Origin of the sequence: Acinetobacter sp. YH01019, assembly GCF_013420285.1 — a bacterium.
Taxonomy (GTDB): Bacteria; Pseudomonadota; Gammaproteobacteria; order Pseudomonadales; family Moraxellaceae; genus Acinetobacter; species Acinetobacter gandensis.
In genome coordinates, this window is sequence record NZ_VOYM01000053.1 from 1 (window position 1) to 14,271 (window position 14,271).

At 38.6% G+C, this 14,271-nt stretch carries 16 protein-coding genes, 3 tRNA genes and 1 pseudogene; 10 read left to right on the plus strand and 10 right to left on the minus strand.

The window, feature by feature from the left end:
- On the plus strand, positions 1 to 95 hold a 95-nt coding region (locus FTT84_RS12155), incomplete at its 5' end, for a transposase domain-containing protein (protein ID WP_136143756.1).
- Positions 96 to 289: 194 nt separating this feature from the next.
- On the opposite strand, the gene guaA is transcribed toward FTT84_RS12155, so the two are convergent.
- Both guaA and FTT84_RS12165 read right to left on the minus strand, forming a co-directional pair.
- Positions 290 to 1,858 (minus strand): glutamine-hydrolyzing GMP synthase, encoded by a 1,569-nt coding sequence (guaA, locus tag FTT84_RS12160; RefSeq protein ID WP_067765538.1) that lies wholly within the window; start codon positions 1,856 to 1,858, stop codon positions 290 to 292.
- Positions 1,859 to 2,046: 188 nt separating this feature from the next.
- The gene (locus FTT84_RS12165) at positions 2,047 to 2,463 is read right to left on the minus strand and encodes a DoxX family protein (RefSeq protein WP_180081305.1); all 417 of its coding nucleotides are present in this window, start codon (positions 2,461 to 2,463) and stop codon (positions 2,047 to 2,049) included.
- Between the two features lie 194 nt (positions 2,464 to 2,657).
- Between FTT84_RS12165 and FTT84_RS12170 the strand changes: the two genes are divergently transcribed.
- Positions 2,658 to 3,284 (plus strand): DedA family protein, encoded by a 627-nt coding sequence (locus FTT84_RS12170; protein ID WP_067765544.1) that lies wholly within the window; start codon positions 2,658 to 2,660, stop codon positions 3,282 to 3,284.
- Positions 3,285 to 3,307: 23 nt separating this feature from the next.
- Here FTT84_RS12170 and FTT84_RS12175 read toward each other — a convergent pair whose 3' ends face one another.
- The 5 genes from FTT84_RS12175 to FTT84_RS12195 form a co-directional block, all read right to left on the minus strand.
- On the minus strand, positions 3,308 to 3,901 hold the full coding sequence (locus FTT84_RS12175) for a LysE family translocator (protein ID WP_067765547.1): 594 nt from the start codon (positions 3,899 to 3,901) through the stop codon (positions 3,308 to 3,310).
- 307 nt (positions 3,902 to 4,208) lie between these two features.
- Complete coding sequence (locus FTT84_RS12180) at positions 4,209 to 4,613, minus strand: hypothetical protein (protein WP_180081307.1); 405 nt, start codon at positions 4,611 to 4,613, stop codon at positions 4,209 to 4,211.
- 13 nt (positions 4,614 to 4,626) lie between these two features.
- Positions 4,627 to 5,463: a ParA family protein gene (locus FTT84_RS12185; RefSeq protein WP_180058747.1), complete on the minus strand. Its 837-nt coding sequence runs from the start codon at positions 5,461 to 5,463 to the stop codon at positions 4,627 to 4,629.
- Between the two features lie 72 nt (positions 5,464 to 5,535).
- The gene (locus FTT84_RS12190; protein WP_067765556.1) at positions 5,536 to 5,928 is read right to left on the minus strand and encodes a SirB2 family protein; all 393 of its coding nucleotides are present in this window, start codon (positions 5,926 to 5,928) and stop codon (positions 5,536 to 5,538) included.
- An 8-nt stretch (positions 5,929 to 5,936) separates the two neighbouring features.
- Positions 5,937 to 6,248 (minus strand): BolA family transcriptional regulator, encoded by a 312-nt coding sequence (locus FTT84_RS12195; RefSeq protein ID WP_067765559.1) that lies wholly within the window; start codon positions 6,246 to 6,248, stop codon positions 5,937 to 5,939.
- Between the two features lie 236 nt (positions 6,249 to 6,484).
- Here FTT84_RS12195 and FTT84_RS12200 point away from each other — a divergent pair.
- From FTT84_RS12200 to FTT84_RS12210, 3 genes are all read left to right on the plus strand, one after another.
- Positions 6,485 to 6,557 (plus strand) — tRNA-Gly (locus tag FTT84_RS12200).
- 47 nt (positions 6,558 to 6,604) lie between these two features.
- Positions 6,605 to 6,680: transfer RNA gene (locus FTT84_RS12205), tRNA-Gly, on the plus strand.
- 45 nt (positions 6,681 to 6,725) lie between these two features.
- Positions 6,726 to 6,801, plus strand: a tRNA-Gly gene (locus FTT84_RS12210).
- A gap of 476 nt (positions 6,802 to 7,277) precedes the next feature.
- Here FTT84_RS12210 and FTT84_RS12215 read toward each other — a convergent pair.
- Complete coding sequence (locus FTT84_RS12215; protein WP_005401914.1) at positions 7,278 to 7,505, minus strand: helix-turn-helix transcriptional regulator; 228 nt, start codon at positions 7,503 to 7,505, stop codon at positions 7,278 to 7,280.
- Positions 7,506 to 7,618: 113 nt separating this feature from the next.
- Between FTT84_RS12215 and FTT84_RS12220 the strand changes: the two genes are divergently transcribed.
- The 5 genes from FTT84_RS12220 (at position 7,619) to FTT84_RS12240 (ending at position 10,660) form a co-directional block, all read left to right on the plus strand.
- On the plus strand, positions 7,619 to 7,828 hold the full coding sequence (locus FTT84_RS12220) for a hypothetical protein (RefSeq protein ID WP_005401915.1): 210 nt from the start codon (positions 7,619 to 7,621) through the stop codon (positions 7,826 to 7,828).
- A 23-nt stretch (positions 7,829 to 7,851) separates the two neighbouring features.
- Complete coding sequence (locus FTT84_RS12225; RefSeq protein WP_180081309.1) at positions 7,852 to 9,033, plus strand: Arm DNA-binding domain-containing protein; 1,182 nt, start codon at positions 7,852 to 7,854, stop codon at positions 9,031 to 9,033.
- A complete protein-coding gene (locus tag FTT84_RS12230) occupies positions 9,026 to 9,274 on the plus strand; it encodes a hypothetical protein (RefSeq protein WP_005401917.1) in 249 nt (82 codons plus the stop codon). The genes FTT84_RS12225 and FTT84_RS12230 overlap by 8 nt, the downstream gene beginning before the upstream one ends.
- Positions 9,275 to 9,342: 68 nt before the next feature.
- Positions 9,343 to 9,903 carry a DUF1376 domain-containing protein gene (locus FTT84_RS12235; RefSeq protein WP_180081311.1) on the plus strand — a complete coding sequence of 187 codons (561 nt, stop codon included), beginning with the start codon at positions 9,343 to 9,345 and terminating at the stop codon, positions 9,901 to 9,903.
- A 10-nt stretch (positions 9,904 to 9,913) separates the two neighbouring features.
- Entirely contained in the window at positions 9,914 to 10,660 is a 747-nt protein-coding gene (locus FTT84_RS12240) for an ATP-binding protein (RefSeq protein WP_180081313.1), read from the plus strand.
- A gap of 38 nt (positions 10,661 to 10,698) precedes the next feature.
- On the opposite strand, the pseudogene FTT84_RS12245 reads toward FTT84_RS12240, so the two are convergent.
- Together FTT84_RS12245 and FTT84_RS12250 are read right to left on the minus strand one after the other, a co-directional pair.
- Positions 10,699 to 10,827 (minus strand): annotated as a pseudogene (locus FTT84_RS12245) (cell filamentation protein Fic); the annotation flags it as partial.
- A 21-nt stretch (positions 10,828 to 10,848) separates the two neighbouring features.
- Positions 10,849 to 14,271 carry a DEAD/DEAH box helicase family protein gene (locus FTT84_RS12250; protein WP_180081315.1) on the minus strand — a complete coding sequence of 1,141 codons (3,423 nt, stop codon included), beginning with the start codon at positions 14,269 to 14,271 and terminating at the stop codon, positions 10,849 to 10,851.

Below are 14,271 nucleotides of genomic sequence, written 5' to 3' on the forward strand. Positions count from 1 at the left end.
CCTATCTCAGTGATGTGCTGAAAAGGCTGCCGACGCATAAAGCGACCCAAATAGAAGAATTACTACCACATCGCTGGAAATCCAACTCAAATTAAAAAATAGGCATGGGGTTCAGCGGACGCTTACAATGATCCATCGTGGTCGATTGTATATAAATGACCTTTATAGAAATAAAAAAAGGACGCCAAAGCGTCCTTTTTTATTGAAATATTCAGGTTACCCTGAATAGCCTCAAGCGTAGCTCTTGGCGTAATTTAGGCAAGAAGCTTCGCTTCTTGAAACCCCTAAATTACTCCCATTCAATTGTTGCAGGTGGTTTAGACGATACGTCATAAACAACACGAGAAACGTCAGCAATTTCGTTCATGATACGTGTCGAGATTTTGTCGACTAAATCGTATGGAAGGTGAGCGAAACGTGCTGTCATGAAGTCAACTGTTTCAACTGCACGTAGAGCGATAACCCATGCATAACGACGGCCATCACCCACTACACCAACAGATTTAACAGGTTGGAATACAGCAAATGCTTGCGCAGTTTTGTCATACCAACCGCTTGCGCGAAGTTCTTGCATAAAGATGTCATCAGCAAGACGAAGAATATCAGCATATTCTTTTTTCACTTCACCCAAAATACGAACACCAAGACCTGGGCCTGGGAATGGGTGACGGTAAAGCATTTCATAAGGAAGACCTAAAGTCGTACCTAAACGGCGTACTTCATCTTTGAACAAATCACGGATAGGCTCAACCAATTCAAATGCTAAATCTTCTGGTAAACCACCCACATTGTGGTGTGATTTAATCACGTGTGCTTTACCATTTTTGGTTGCAGCAGATTCGATTACGTCTGGGTAAATCGTACCTTGAGCAAGGAAGTTTACGCCATCAAGCTTACGTGCTTCTTCAGCGAATACTTCAATGAACTCACGACCGATGATTTTACGTTTTTTCTCAGGATCAACTTCACCTGCAAGTGCAGTCAAGAAACGATCTTCAGCATCAGCACGAATCACACGGATACCCATGTTTTTCGCAAACATGTCCATCACTTGCTCGCCTTCGTTCAAACGAAGTAAACCGTTATCTACGAATACGCAAGTCAATTGGTCGCCAATCGCACGGTGAAGCAATGCAGCTACAACAGATGAATCTACACCACCTGAAAGACCAAGTAGAACTTTTTGATCACCAATTTGCGCGCGAAGTTGTTCAACACGTAAGTCAATGATGTTTTCAGAGTTCCAAAGGTTACGACAACCACAGATACCATGTACGAAGTTCGATAAAATCTCAGCACCTTTTGCAGTGTGCGTTACTTCAGGATGGAATTGGATACCATAGAAACGACGTGCTTCATCAGAAACCATTGCAAATGGGCAGCTTGGCGTGCTTGCAGTCACTTGGAAACCTTCCGGAATCGCTGTTACTTTGTCACCGTGGCTCATCCACACTTTGAGTTGGTTTGCTGTATCTTCAAGATCGCCAATCAATTTGTCACGAACTTGAATGTCTACTTCTGCATAACCAAATTCATGTACATCACCTGGCTCTACTTTACCGCCAAGTTGTTCTGACATGGTTTGTAGACCATAGCAAATACCAAGTACTGGCACGCCTAAGTTGAATACAACTTCAGGAGCACGTGGACTACCCGCTTCATAAACACTTTCTGGACCACCTGAAAGGATGATCCCGTTTGGGTTAAATGCACGAATGTCTTCTTCTGACATATCAAATGCGTACATTTCTGAATAAACACCAGCTTCACGTACACGACGTGCAATAAGCTGGCTATATTGAGAACCGAAATCCAAAATAAGGATACGGTCTTCAGTAATTTGGGTATTGGTAGTCATGGCAAACAACTATGCAGGCAACGAATATAAGCGCCATATTCTATCATTTTTCTTAGGCTTTCGCACACTATTCGGACAGGGTCAAAAATAGTGCATCAATGGATAAAAAAACGATATATGTACACTGCAAAAATCTGCATTTTAAAAGGCAAAAAAGCAACCACTGGCCGCTTTTTTAATGAGGCAATTTATTTTTCAATCACATGATCCAGACTGAATTTGCCAGCACCGTGCAACATTAAGAAAAATAAACCACCTGTCATGGCTAAGTTTTTCATAAAGTTAATACCATCCTCAGCGCTGCCATGGAAAAGAAATGCAGTAATTAAACTAAATACCGCTAAACCCAATGCTGCAAATCGTGCTTGAAAGCCAAATAGCAAGGCTAAGCCACCACCTAATTCAACCAAAATGGTCATCGGCAACAAGGCAGCAGGCACACCCATCGACTCCATATATGCCGCAGTCGCTTGGTATGCGGTGACTTTACCCCAACCCGCTATAATAAAAATGTACGCCATCAATACCCGCGCAACGAGACTCATCACTGCATTGAACTGTGTGTTTTGACTTAAATTTTTTACCACTACATTTGGATTTAACATGTTCAGACCTAATTTGAATATTGTTCAGAAGATGTGCACAGCTTAGGTCGTTTACTATTCGCTTTAAATATAGTTTTTTAATACCCATCATTCTATTTATGCAACGAAGTCTCGGCAAATTATTTACGTTTTAATACTGACTTTAAAGGCACAGGCTGATAGCATCTGAGCACTATTTCACGTACGAAAGACTCATGGAACTGATTGATTTTATATTACATGTTGATGACCATTTGCTCGAATTTATTCGTAATTATGGCGTTTGGATTTATGCAATTCTGTTCCTGATTATTTTTGTCGAAACTGGCCTTGTAGTCATGCCTTTTCTACCGGGTGATAGTTTACTTTTTGCTGCAGGCGCCCTAGCTGCCTCTACCGGAGCAATGGACCCTTGGGCACTCATTGCCTTGCTGTTTATCGCCGCAGTTTTAGGCGACACACTGAATTATCATATTGGTAAATATATTGGCCCACGTGTCTTTGAACTTGATTCCCGCTTTATTAACCGCCAACATTTAGTCAACACACAAAAGTTTTTTGAAAAGCATGGTGGTAAAACCATTATCTTTGCGCGTTTTGTACCTTTTGCACGTACCTTTGCACCTTTTGTTGCTGGCGCAGGTAGCATGAATTATAAATATTTCATTACCTTTAATATGATCGGTGCCATTTGCTGGGTAGGTTCGTTTATTACCCTTGGTTATTTATTTGGCAACATGCCGATTGTAAAAGACAATTTCACCCATCTTATTTTTGGCATCATTATTATCAGTGTCTTACCGGGAATTATTGGTTATATTCGCTCAAAATTAAAAAAATAAGCTTAATTTTTTCTCATTAAAGTTTAAGCAAAAAAGCGAAAGACCACTGGAAACATACACAAGATGAGCATCAGGGCCGATCCTTTATACAAAAGGTCGGCCTTAATTTTTTGGTTTTGACCCGATAAAATTGCGCGGCCAAATGACATCCAGAACAATGCGACTGGCAGTAAAACCAATGCAAACACAGCAAATACCATCACAAAGTTCAGTGGGCTGTTCCACGTTTCGAGTGGAAAAATGCCCGCTGCAAATAAAATTGCTTTGGGATTTTTAAGGGAAGTCAAAAACAATTCACGCGGCTGAATCGATGGATGTTTTTGATTATGCTGCTGTAAATGTGCTGACTTCCATAGATGAAAAGCCAACCAAAGAACATAAACAATACTGAGAAAATGTAAGATATGAATAAGGTTCGGCCATACTGGTGCCGATAAATGAATGATCAATGCCCAAATATTAATCGCATAAAAATATCCCATTAATTCCGCTGGAACCAACACGATGGTTTTTGCCATTCCCTGTTGATGGGCAGAGCTTGCAAGTAATGCATTTGACGGACCTGGGGTCATTAAAACCGCCATCATCGCCAATACAAAAAGCCAACTCTCAATCATATAAACCTATTCAAATACTGCAAAGCGCACACCTTAGCCGAAATAGATTCTTAAAAACAAGTACGCCACAGGTCACATCTATTTATCTTTATAGAAAAGAAAATGCTGAACAAAGCTTTGAATATTTTTCATTTCAAAACAAAGTTATGCTGAATAATTAATATTTTTTAATAACTTATAATTCTTTAAATATGACAGTTTAATGACTTTCTTTGAGCATAAAAAAAGCCAGCTTACCTTTGGTCAGCTGACAAATTTTATTACACTTTTCTCATGCTCAAATTGCAAAAACGCGCAAATTGATCCTTTAAGATTTTGCAGCAGTGGCCGTATTGGTTCTCACAATAATTGGGCAACCTTTAAATTTTGCAGCTTGTACAATGGCTTCTTGTTCACCTAAAACACGTGAAAGTTCAGTACGTTTGGTATTTGACGATTGTCCCATATTGACCGAAATACTTGGGCCAATCCCCCAACCACCACGGCTCCCCCAACCACCACCAAGACCAATACCGACGCCTACACCCGTACGTTTAGGCGTTTCGACGCCATTTTCAATATATTGATGAATACGGTTATATTCGCTTTGCAGCTGTTGGCAGCTCAATGACTGATATTGCGTCGGCGAAACATAAGCCGGTTTTGGCGTACTTGCACATGCCGTCAACAACACAGTAGTTACAGCAAGCAAACCTAATTGAAGCGCTTTCATAAAATTCTCGATACTACTTTTGCTCAATTTCATTGAACAATGATTGATAGGCCTGCGTCAATTTATGATCTGCAGCTAAATGGATTAACGGTTGATTTTTATGATGAGATTCTTTCATCAATACTGATGGAGGCAGCATACTTTCTAATACGGGTAAACCCTCATCTTTCAACTGCTGTACCACTTCACGTGGTAATTTTGCCTGCGCCTGATATTGATTCACCACAATGCCTTCAATTTCTAAATGATCGTTATGATCATCTTGAGTTTCCAAAACATTTTCAATCAACGTTTGTAATGCACGTTTAGAAAATACATCGCAATCGAATGGAATCAGTACACGATCAGCAGCAATTAATGCAGACAAGGTAAAAAAGTTAAATGCCGGTGGCGTATCAATAAACACGCGATCATATTGACCTTTCAACTGTTGCAAGGCATCACGCAGTTTATAAATTTTATGTTTAGATTCTAAAGCATGTGCCAACGCACCCAAATTTGGGCTTGCAGGAATTACATCTAAATTTTTAAACGGTGATTGATGCACATAGCTTTCTAGACCTTTGGTACGATTTTTTAAAATCGAGCCAATAGCATTGCTTAATAAACCTTTGCTTTGCTGCGAACCCAATACTTCATCAAAATAATTTTCGATATTTGGCTCTAAGGCAGGTTTATCTGCTGAATAAGTCGCATCATCGCCGAGTAAATACTGACTCGAATTGGCTTGTGGATCGAGATCGATGACCAAGGTTTTTAAACCTTGATGTGCACTGATTGCAGCCAAATTCACGGTAATACTCGACTTACCCACCCCACCTTTTTGATTAAACACCACACGTGTGCGCATTCAAAACCCTCTGATCTTTTATATTTTTGTACTCAGGCCATGAATTCGGCCATGTGGATCTGCTTTTTTAAACTATCCAAAAACTGGTTTGATTATAACCAATGTAATAATAGAAATAAGCGCAACTGCTGCAATAAATAAGCCAGCACGCCGTTGTACTAACATTGCATTGTCATCTTTTTTATAGGCTTTCGACAATGATGATAACAACACCAAGAACAATACCACTTTGGCATAAAACCACGGCTGGACATCAAAGTTCTTCATGTACAGTAAAACAAGACCTGTTAAAGCAATCAAAGTCATTGAGCCATGTTGCAATGCAACAAATAACTTGCGCCCTGCGGGGTTAGGTAAATTGCCTTGCGTCCCTTTAAATAAGGTAAATGCACGAATCAAAATTGCGAAACAACCCAATGCAACGCCGCACATATGAATGATTTTAATCAGTAATTGAGTTTCCATGCCGCACCTTATGATGATTTTGGTGCATGCGCACATTCAGGGCTTGGTGTTGCTTGACCTTTCCACTCTTCTGGAACAAATGCATGAATGGCAAGCGCGTGAATTTTACCAGGACTCAATAGATCACCGGCCGCAGCATAAACTTTCTGATGGCGCTGTACCAATCGCAAGCCTGCAAAAACCTCACTCACAATGACGGCTTTGAAATGCGATTCTTTACCTGGAAAATAGCCACCATGACCAGCAGATTCATTCACCACTTCAAGATGTGTTGGCGCTAAAGTTTGTAAGCGCTCAATTAATTGTTGTTCCAAACTCAAAAGGGTTCTCCAACATGTATACCTAATATTGGCTTTAGTATAGCCTGTTATTGATAGTGTTCTTATATCTTGACAAGCTTAAAACGCAGTTGGTTCAGCCAAAAAAGTTTATTTCATTAGAAAAATCAAAAAATGAGCTTAATTTCAATCAAATTGTTTTTATTTTATGCAAACGATACAGCATTCTTCATAAAGTTATTGACCTGAAAAATGCTTAATGTATTATACGTGGCTATGCGGGAATAGCTCAGTTGGTAGAGCATAACCTTGCCAAGGTTGGGGTCGGGAGTTCGAGTCTCCTTTCCCGCTCAAAATTTTTTCATTCGGTTTTTTATTTAAAAAATTGGATAGACTCCGCGGGAATAGCTCAGTTGGTAGAGCATAACCTTGCCAAGGTTGGGGTCGGGAGTTCGAGTCTCCTTTCCCGCTCCAAAATTTTTTCATTCGGTTTTTTATTTAAAAAATTGGATAGACTCCGCGGGAATAGCTCAGTTGGTAGAGCATAACCTTGCCAAGGTTGGGGTCGGGAGTTCGAGTCTCCTTTCCCGCTCCAAATTCAAAAAGCCCTCATCGAAAGATGGGGGCTTTTTTATTGTTGATTTAATTGATATTTATTCATCTAATTAGAATTATTTACTAAAGCCTACTTATAAATTTTACTGCCCAGCTCTATATTCAGTGCCCACAATGTGACCATTATGTGCCACACCGTATATAAATCACTTTAAATGACCTCAAACGCTACTCACTTACATACAATTTTAGACTGTTTAGATTTAAAATCGAGGCCTAAAAAATCGAATCCCCCCCAAAAAAAAATTTGAACTTATTTCTTAAGTTTGTGACCAATCACTTTTCTAAAGTGACCATCGGTGACCAAAATTTTTACCTAAAAAAGCTCATTTTTAGATATTCGTCTAAGTTTTAAATAAATCAATTCAAATTATCTAGATAAATTTTAACGATCGTTCAAATTTCATATCTACTTTGTGACCAATCAAGATTTCAAAGTGACCATCGGTGACCAAACTACTCTTCACTGGACTGATTATTAATATTTTTTTTAAAAATCAATAAATCTCCAACCTCTACCTCTAGTGCTGTGCAAATCTTATCAATTGTCTCAAAATCAATTCTTACAGACTCATCATTATAAAGTTTATGTAAAGTAGATTTATTAATTCCAGTGCTTCTAACCAGATCAGCAACTTTTAGTTTTCTTTCTGCCAACAAAACTGCCAAGTTTGAAATAATCATAAAATTTCCTAGTTAGATAATAAAAAGTACTTGCAAAGACATAAAAATATGATAATTTACGTTTTAGGGATAATTTTTCCTATTTAACTAGTAAAAAATCAGAGGCTTTTATTATGTCATATACCTATCTTACAGCCCAACAGCTGGCTGAAAAAATTCAGTACGACGCTCGTACTATTCGCAATCAACTTAAAGATAGCGTCTTCATTGAAGGTGTTCACTATATTCGTCCTTTTGGTGGACGCAAGATTCTCTTTGTCTGGGAGCGTATCGAAAAGGAAATGCTGAAATTTACAGGTTTAAGCATGGATGCTCTTCAATAATTGACTATAGAGGAACTATGAATATGGCTAGCATCCGCGAACGAAATGGAAGACTCATTGCTGACTTCCGTTATATGGGTATTCGATGCAGAGAAACAACGAGCCTTGAAGATAACGCATACAACCGAAGAGTACTAAAGAAGCGTCTAGAACAACTGGAAGCGGAAATCACTTTAGGTACTTTTGAATATGAAAAATATTTTCCTAAAAGTAAAAAAATTGATGACTTCAAAGAAAAACGTAGTCAACAAATTGCAGTACAAACACAAGTGCCACTTTTCAAAGATTTTACAGCTTTGTGGTTTAAACAGAAAAAAATTGAATGGAGAGGTTCTTATCAACAGAAAGTAGCGATTGTCATTAAAAATTACTTGTTACCTGCTTTTGGTAATCTTGTTTTAACAAAAATTAAGAAGTCAGACTTGCTGAACTTCCGTGCCTCTCTCGCCAAAGTGACACACGGAAAAGATCAAACAAGTCTGAAAGCATCGAGGATCAATCAAATCATGACGCCTTTACGTATGATACTCAATGATGCGGCTGAACGATACGAGTTTGAGTCGCCTTATAAAAATATTAACAATCTGAAGGAAAGCAAGATTGAAGTCACACCTTTTTCTCTGGAAGAGGTGCATAAAATTCTTACCACAGTGCGTGAAGACTTCCGCCCCTATTACACCATTCGCTTTTTTACGGGTATGCGTACCAGTGAAATCGATGGTCTTCAATGGGAAAATATCGACTTACAACGTCGTGAAATCCATATCAGAGAAGCGTTAGTAAATGGTGTGCTTGGTGGAACCAAAACTTATGGTTCTGACCGTACCATCCAAATGAGTGATCGGGTTTATCAGGCCTTTCTGCAACAGAAAAGCTTAAATAATGGTAAATCCAGTTTTGTCTTCTGTAATCGTGATGGTGGGCCTCTCGATTATCGCTTGGTAAACAAGCGTGTCTGGCATCCCCTGTTACGCTTTTTAGGGCTAAAGCCACGTCGTGCTTATCAAACACGCCATACAGCAGCAACACTCTGGCTGTCGGCAGGCGAGAATCCGGAATGGATCGCACGCCAGCTGGGACATTCAACCACTGAAATGCTGTTTCGGGTCTATAGCCGTTACATCCCCAATGTTACACGTCGCGATGGCAGTGCTTTTGAAGCCATGCTAGAAAAACTCAATACAGAGGAGCTTGCACATGAATAGTAAGGCTTTCTTTGGTGGTGTGGTCGTCAGCCCAGAAGCAGATATGGTCGCTCGTGAATTAATCTATGAGCTACACATTCCCAAACTGCACAATCTGGCCTTTTTGCTGAAAGTTAACAAATGTTTCGATGACCATCAGGCGTTGAGACTTTGGCTACAGCGAATGCTAGATGATGGACAAGCCCATTACGATGATTTAGCCCAACAAGCCCGTATCCGGTTAATAAATCTAGCTCCCTGATCTAATAAATATACAAGGTCATCAAATTGATGACCTTAGCCCCTCTATATCTATAAAAAGGTGAACACATGCATAAAGATATTTCAATTTGGATGCCACTCTATATTGGCGACCTACAGGCAAAATTTGCACGAATGACGGCAGAACAAATTGGTGCGGCACTGCTGTTAATGATGGATTTCTGGAAAAATGGTGCCATTCCTCATGACCTAGCGACTGTATGTAGCATCACAAAATTGTCGCAACATACCAAGGCTAAAACTTTGTTGAATACGCTGATAGCACTGGATTTGTTTGAAGTCGAATCTGAGCAGATTCATTCAAATTTTTTAACCAGTTTAAAAAGCCAGGCATTGCAAAATCAGCAAATGAAATCTGATAAAGCTAAAAATGCAGCTCAAGCACGTTGGGGGAAATCCGCAAGTAATGCTCAAGCATCAACCAAGCAACGAAAAGTAAATGCTCAAGCAGCTCCTGAGAAGAGCCCGTGTATTACTCAAGCCATGCTTGAATCATGCCCTTCATCTTCATCTTCATCTTCATCTTCATCTTCATCTTCATCTTCATCTTCATCTTCAAATTTTGAAGAAAAAAATGAGAGTTTTTTAGAAAATTCAAAATGGATTTAGGAGATCAGCCATGAATACCATGCTTAAAACACTCCAGTTTCGCGCAGAAACAACGGAAACACTTTGCCCTACCCATCATATACCCCTGATGGAAATTGCTGGTCATAGGCTCTGTAAATTGTGTGCCAAAGAAACCGTCCATCACTCACATGCAGCCTATGAGAATGAACTGCAACAGCGATTGCTACAACAGAAGATCAAAAACTCAGGGCTCAATAAACGCTACCTGGATCGTGGCTTCAAGAATTATGTAGTTGCATGTCCTGCACAAGACAATGCCATCAAACTATGTCAGTCCTTTGCACAGCAGATTATTTCTGACCACAACCCGAACATGTTGATGATTGGTACACCGGGTACAGGTAAAACCCATCTGAGTGCATCAATTATTCGCAACATTCTGCATAACAGTACAAAATCTGCACGCTACTATACCAGTGCAGAAATTGCTCAAAAAATGATGGACACCTGGTCAGATGCTTCACGCTCTGAAAAGGAAGTTATCGAGCATTTCTCCAGTTTTGATTTATTGGTGATTGATGAATATGGCCTGCATGACCGGCATGAGAAACGCCTAGAAATGGTGCATAAGGTCTTATATAGCCGTTACGACAACATGAAGTCCACGCTGCTAATTTCCAATTTCACACTTCAGAATATGCAGCGGGATTTAGGTGTCCGATTATGGTCACGGGTGCATGAAAATAATTTGATTGTAGTGCCGTGTTATTGGGAGGATCAGCGAATCACCGGATAAGAGAATTCTTTACTAAAGCCAATTACCTTGTCGGGGTAATTGGCTTTTCGTAGTTTTAAGCTGTCTTGGATTTCTTCTAAAACAGTCAGGCGCCCTATATTCTCACTAATCTGTGCAATCAGGTAAATGATTTTAGATGTGATGGTATAAGGCGGTTGGTATTTCATATTTTCAATTTGTCCCATACTTTATTGAACAAAAATTTTCTTCAACATTTGCTCAAGATAAGCTGTCCCATTACCCACCATAAATAAGACATTCTTTTCAGCAAACTCTTCTTCAGAAAGAGAGTTATTTAAAATATCTTTCAATGGTGTAATAGACAAAATAAAGCTGCTTAATATTAAGTCAGGATGCTCAAGCTTAGCCTCAATATTTTTAATCTCTTTGTAGAGCTCAATTTTAGCATCGTCGTGATTCATGTTTCGGATGCCTTTAGGATCAACTAAAGTTAAATATTGCTGCCCTGTTTGTTTGTTTACTAGCCATAACAAAAAGTCAGGATAAAAATTTCCGGCTAAAGCAAAACCTAAACCACGATATTTATTATCAGCATTTCTCAATAAATAAAGCTCATAATCTTTCAATAAATCATCAGCAGCTGGAGTATTAATATAACTTTGCAAATCTAGAACAAACTTCACTTCACTACTTTGGGTATGACTAGTGTAGTCAAATAGCATTGGTGACCATGTAAATGGTAAGCTTTCATCCTTCTTATCCAACAACGGATAGAACAAATGACGATCAAACGTAATCGCTCTAAAGCTACCATCTTCTTTCCAAGGTGCTAATTTTTCTAAATCACCTTTGGCAACCAAATCTTTCAGTGTTTCCAAACGATCAAATACTTCTTGTGCCTCGTTATTTTGACCGTCTTTAGCAGTAAGGGTATATTGCTCACAAATCTGTACAGGCAAATCCTTATCATCCAAGCTAAATTCTGTCACTTCATAAAACTGCCCTTCATAGGCATTCTTAATCGCATGATAGAACTTATCCATATAGGACTGTAACAACTCAGTTAATATCGCTTGCTGTTTCTTAATTCCACTCACGTCATTGGTTAATTCAGATGAGTCAACTAAAAGCTTGTACCAGTCTTCTGTAGAGGTCTTAATATCTCTTAAGCAAAACTCCTGTAAATCATCAACATTCAACTGTAAGTTGCTATATCCTCGTTGGAACTTATATTGCTGAAGTTGCAAGTAAATTTCATCAAAATCAAACATACACATGATTTTTGGTGAAATCTCATGCTCTTGACGCTTGTCTTTAACATCAATTTGACGCTTTGACTTATCGGTATGAAAGGCTTGCAAGCGAGGATACAAATCCAAAACAACAAAAGGTTTTTTGATTTTACCTTCGTATTGTTTTGGAATCTTAAACATCGAAAGCTTTAACTGAGCCTTAAAACCATTCGCTTGATTATCTTTGTAGCCATCTTTTAATGTGAGTGTTTTTAAGCGAGGCGCTTGAATTTTATTGGTTGGAAAATCCAATGTGACTAAATCCTGATTCAGGATAATGCCTTCATCATTTAGATAATCGCGGAATTTTTCCATGTAGTCAGCACGTAAACCAAAAATATTAATAGTTTGCATCAAATCTAAATGCAGACCTTTATATTCAGCCTTACTATAAATTTCTCTTGGTGTTCGTTTTAAAGAGAAGTTCTCACCTTTTAAACGTACGCCACGACCAAAGAGCTGAATAATCTGAGCACCTTCACCTGAACCCATGTTCAACAAGCCCATGGTCGAGACACGCCAGCTACTCCAACCTTCGGTAAATTTACGTGAACCGATTAGAAGATGTGTTTCACTATCATCATTATTTAATGTCGGAAATAATGACTCTGCAAAATCATCAGTACGTGCATTTAAATAATGTGTTTTGCTTGATTCATCACAGTTATCGTATAAGCCTTTTTCATCACCGACATTAATCACTGCAAAAGGCGTGTTTTCTCCGACTTGTAAACGTAACTCACCTTTATTCGCTGTAATGCGTACTACGTTCAAACGTTGATTGGTTGTCGCATTGAAAAAACTTTTTAAAATATCTTGGTAAAGCTCAGTTGCATTTTGACCGTATAAAGGTGCAAAACGATTGGCAAAAATATTGTTTCCTTTAGGATCAACCAAACGAGATGTATTAGTAATTAAGTCATGCAGCCAACTGATCACCTTACTCTTACGAGATGCATCTAAAAAATCCGCCAAGAATTTCACAATGGCTAAAATGTCAGAGTCATCATCATTGACTTTATTTCCGACAAATACCCACAGTGGCTTTTCAATATTAAATTTTGCTAGCTTTGCCTGATTCTTTTTAAATAGATATTGCTGTTGATAGAACGATAGTAAGCAAGCTGTAAGATATAGATTGCGCTCATCATCTTCATGATATTCTTTCATATTCAGAATATTGACTTCTTTACCATAGCCATCTGCATAGAAATATTTGTACGAGTAATCGAACAAAATACTTTTAGCATACACTTCTCGAAGTGCTTCCCTACGGTATTTTTGCTGTTCTAATTCATCAAGCTGAATATTTTTTTTCTGTTCTTCGGTTAACTTATTAATCGCCATACCATACAGCATTTTGGCTTTTTGTTTTTTTGCATCTTCAAAGCGTTTATAAACGTTGTCTGCCTTACTTACAGCTTGACCAAAGGTAGCCGAATATTCAAAACTAAAACCATCTTTAGTAAGAATATCACGACGCTCCATCCAAGCACCTGCACTACTGCTCGTACCACGGTGCCCTTCGTCGATCAGAACAAGATTCTTACCTTCCAAGCTCATCGTCGCAACAGTTTTATCACCATCACTATCACTCAGCTTATTCATATCGATGATTTGAATTTCATCACGATACAAGCTATTACGACTCTTTTGTTTATCAAACAAAGTCGCTTGAAAACCTGAGTCTGTCAGCTCTTGTAAATGCTGTTCACTCAAGCCTTCATTCGGTGTAAGTAAAATAATTTGGTCTGGATAAGTACTATCGCCATTTTGATGTTGGAAATAGTCTAAATACTGCAAAATATTGACATGCATCAGTAGTGTCTTACCACTACCCGTCGCATTCCAATAGCCGATTTTATTTAGGTCTTCAGGCAAATACTGCTGAAATTGATCTGCATCAATTTTCTGATCATCATTATATTGTTCAAGTTCAACATTTAGCTCATTGAGCATGCCCGCTTGATGATTAAAATATTGATCTAAATACAGTTCTGTAAAAAGCAATGAGAGGTATTGGAAATATTTTAGATTTAAAACATGCCCTTCTATTTCATTACGTTTTTCAGTGATTTTTTGCCAATGCTTAACAATGTTTAAGTCATAGCGACGTAGAACATCGATATCTACAACCTGTTTGTTAAACAAGGTATTGCTAATCACACTAAAGAATTTCGTTTGTCCTGCATTATCACCTTCATGCTCAATTCCCTCAAACTGAGGATAATCAAGCTGTTGTTTCATGCCTTCCAAACGATTCGGATTAAACTTCGACCACAACCATTTATTTAAAATCAATTGCTCGTGAAAATTAACTTTAACCGCTTTCGTTTTTGCTTTAGGAGCTTTTGCCAC

Coding starts and splice junctions, on each gene's coding strand:
- guaA (WP_067765538.1), bottom strand. CDS start 1,858: ATGACTACCAATACCCAAATTACTGAAGACCGTATCCTTATTTTGGAT.
- FTT84_RS12165 (WP_180081305.1), bottom strand. CDS start 2,463: ATGTTAAATCCAAATGTAGTGGTAAAAAATTTAAGTCAAAACACACAG.
- FTT84_RS12170 (WP_067765544.1), top strand. CDS start 2,658: ATGGAACTGATTGATTTTATATTACATGTTGATGACCATTTGCTCGAA.
- FTT84_RS12175 (WP_067765547.1), bottom strand. CDS start 3,901: ATGATTGAGAGTTGGCTTTTTGTATTGGCGATGATGGCGGTTTTAATG.
- FTT84_RS12180 (WP_180081307.1), bottom strand. CDS start 4,613: ATGAAAGCGCTTCAATTAGGTTTGCTTGCTGTAACTACTGTGTTGTTG.
- FTT84_RS12185 (WP_180058747.1), bottom strand. CDS start 5,463: ATGCGCACACGTGTGGTGTTTAATCAAAAAGGTGGGGTGGGTAAGTCG.
- FTT84_RS12190 (WP_067765556.1), bottom strand. CDS start 5,928: ATGGAAACTCAATTACTGATTAAAATCATTCATATGTGCGGCGTTGCA.
- FTT84_RS12215 (WP_005401914.1), bottom strand. CDS start 7,505: ATGATTATTTCAAACTTGGCAGTTTTGTTGGCAGAAAGAAAACTAAAA.
- FTT84_RS12220 (WP_005401915.1), top strand. CDS start 7,619: ATGTCATATACCTATCTTACAGCCCAACAGCTGGCTGAAAAAATTCAG.
- FTT84_RS12225 (WP_180081309.1), top strand. CDS start 7,852: ATGGCTAGCATCCGCGAACGAAATGGAAGACTCATTGCTGACTTCCGT.
- FTT84_RS12230 (WP_005401917.1), top strand. CDS start 9,026: ATGAATAGTAAGGCTTTCTTTGGTGGTGTGGTCGTCAGCCCAGAAGCA.
- FTT84_RS12235 (WP_180081311.1), top strand. CDS start 9,343: ATGCATAAAGATATTTCAATTTGGATGCCACTCTATATTGGCGACCTA.
- FTT84_RS12240 (WP_180081313.1), top strand. CDS start 9,914: ATGAATACCATGCTTAAAACACTCCAGTTTCGCGCAGAAACAACGGAA.